Below are 3,003 nucleotides of genomic sequence, written 5' to 3' on the forward strand. Positions count from 1 at the left end.
GTCTTGAGTCCACACAACCCGAGATCATCAACCGGTGGCTGCGCTACGTCCGGGACCGCCACACCGCCAGATCACGAACTACGGCTGGAGTACTAACGCCCCAGCGTGCCGCCACCAGGCATCCTTGGCAATGCCCGACGAGCCCCTTCTCGCGGGCTCACATAACCCGTACGACGGCCGGCATGCGTGTGGTCACTCCCCGAAGCCGAGGCGCTGACTCGCCGAGCTCCGACCGACGAACCCCGAAGCCGGCCGGATGCGGGGACGCGCGATTGATCCGCGAAGGCGATACCGGTGGTCGCACCCAATCCACTCGATGACGCCGGGCTGCACCGGAGCCTACTGCGGGTCCTGACTCAGGCCGAGGACCTGATCCTGCTACCCATCTTCCGCGGCCGACGCCACGCGACGACCGTCGCGGGCCAGACCGCCGACTGGCAGATTGACGCCGTTCGTGAACCCGCGGCACCGCGGCGCGGGTCCTGATTCACCAAGACCCCGCAGTACGCGGCGGACAGACCGCGACCGCGTGTTGCGTTCAACGCAACATCGTTGAATCAGCTACTGAGCCCTCGGTCAAGGCAGGAGACCAGGTGCGCGCCCGTACACGATCGAGCCCTGACCAGCAGCTATACCAGTGGTCAGACCAGGTCGAAAGTTGAATCCAGTGCAATGCCGCCCGTTTCCGGTTCCCCGGTTGCCGTTCGCAGCGTTGTCCCACACCGACCAGTCCTTGTCCCCGGTCCCGCTGCGTACATTGAACCGACCCACCATGGCAGCATTGTGCCATATATTCGAACCTATGTTCCCTTAAACATACGTGAGGTGTCCATGACGCAGCCCACGCCGGAGCAGGCCGCGTATCCGCGCTCGCTGAATGTCGTTATCTGGGGTGTTCTCGACGCAGTAGTGGTACTGAAAGACGGCGAATCCGCCGCACGACACCGGACTTGGTCCTGCATCGAGACTCCTTAGATCTGCGGCGGCGCGCGGCGTAGATCGAGGCCGCGGCGAGCGAGCGCGACTGGGTGTACGTGCGTGGCGACGGCGGAGACGGCCTCCAGTAGGCCGTTACGGCGACTCTGCGATGTGCAGACATCGAGGGTGGTTTGGGCCGACACTGGGTGTCGTGGGCGGGTCTGCAGCCAGACCGCTGCCCGGCATCGCAGGCCGTGTTGAGGAGCAAGCGGTCCTCTCGGCGGCGATCGACGGCGCGGTCGAGCGGCGACCGTGTGCGGTGTTCGTGCACGGCGAAGCTGGCGTGGGCAAGACGTGCCTCGTCGGCGCGGTGTGTGACAGGGCGGCCTCGAACGGCGCGGCTGTCTTGTGGGGGCGTTGTGTGCGTTTCGGTGCCATCGATGCGCCGTACGTCGCCCTGGTTGGTGCCCTGGAGGGTTGGATCGAGTCGGCAGACGCCTCGGATCGATCCGCTGTGTTGACCGCGGTTCCAGAGGCGGCCGAGCTGCTGCCGTCGCTGGGCGGGCAGCCCACGCGGAGCATGGTGCGGCTGCTGTCCGTGGTCGATGGACTGATCCAGGCGTTGGTCTCACTGCGGCCAACGGTGCTGGTCGTGGACGACGTGCAATGGGCGGACCCGGCATCGCGCGACGCAATCACCTATCTCGTGGCAGGGTTCCGCACCCAGAGGCTGGCGGTGCTGGCAACGTACCGGGACACCGAACTTGCCACGGGACATCCGATGTACACCTGGCTCGCGGATCTGGCGCGGCTCCCGTGGGTCTCATCCCTGCGCCTGCACAGGATGAGCCAGGACGAGACCGAGGAGCAGCTCTCAATGCTGCTGGGTCGCCGACCCGATCCCCACCTCATCTCGGACGTGGCGCGGCGCTCCGATGGCAATCCCTATCTGACCGAGTTGCTGGCACAGGGTCTTACGGCCGCGGATGAGGGCCTGCCCGCCGCCCTACCGGCGGAGCTGACCAGCGCCCTGTTGGCTGCCTGGCACCGGTTGTCGGCTCCGTCTCGGGAGGTGATGCGGCTGCTGGCGGTCGGTGGGCGTCCGGTTTCGGTCGACGCCCTGGCCGAGGTCGCCGCGGCGCGTGGCATCGGGCCCGAAGCGGTGACTGCCGCTTTGGTCGAGGCAACGAGCGCAGGGATCTGTGTGGGGCAGGGCGGGGACATGTCCTGGTTCCGCCATCCGCTGCTGGCGGAGGTGTTGAATGCCACATTCGTACCGGGCGAGGCGGTGCCGATCCACGTGGCCTGGGCGAAAACCCTGGAGCAGCGCACCGCGACCGGTATCGACGAGCTGCGGCGAGTAGGTGACCTCGCGCTCCACTACGAGGCTGCACACGAACCGCAGGCGTGCCTGGAGGCCTCACTGCGCGCGGTGGGTCTCGCGAGGCAGCTGAAGTCAATGCCTGAGGAGGCGCTGCACCTCGGCCGGGCGGTGCGCCTCTGGCCTACCGTGACCCACCGCGAGCCGAAGCCGGTGGACCGTGAGCTGGACCTGCTCGAGCGATTGGGTTTCATATGCGGGCTCGTCGGTGACCCGGAGGCAAGCCTCGCAGCATGGCGCCGCTCATTTGAGCTGGTGGACGAACGCAACGACCCGCTTCGGGCAAGCGGAATCGTGAGGGAGGTTGCGTTCGCCGAGTGGTTACTGGCCGGCGCCGCGGCGAGCCGTTCGATGCCTCGGAACGCGCTGTCAAGTTGTGTGAGGCGTTTCCGGAAAGTCCCGAGTTGGCGGCGGCACTTGCCGAGCTCAGCGAGTGCCATTCCTGGACCGATTCATTCGAGGCTGCGCAGCGCTACGCCGAAGACGCGGTCCGGACGGCTCATCGATCGGGGTCGCACGAAGCGCTAGCACGGGCTTACACAGCTCGGGCTTACGCGTACGTGCGGGACGACCGCGCCGATTCCGACTCCGCGGAGGGCGTGCGTCAGGTGTCGCTTGCCAGCGTGATGGGACCACCTCGTTGCCACGAGCATGGGACCACCTGGAGGTGTCAGTGAGCATCGCGGGCCTCGGTGGTGGTGTCA

At 66.9% G+C, this 3,003-nt stretch carries 1 protein-coding gene; it reads left to right on the forward strand.

The features are described 5' to 3' along the window. The first annotated feature begins 1,129 nt into the window (after nt 1–1,129). On the forward strand, nt 1,130–2,827 hold the full coding sequence (locus ACIBL3_RS47190; protein ID WP_396360613.1) for an ATP-binding protein: 1,698 nt from the start codon (nt 1,130–1,132) through the stop codon (nt 2,825–2,827). Nucleotides 2,828–3,003: the final 176 nt, after the last annotated feature.

It is taken from the genome of Kribbella sp. NPDC050124, assembly GCF_044460355.1.
In the GTDB taxonomy this organism is placed as follows: domain Bacteria; phylum Actinomycetota; class Actinomycetes; order Propionibacteriales; family Kribbellaceae; genus Kribbella.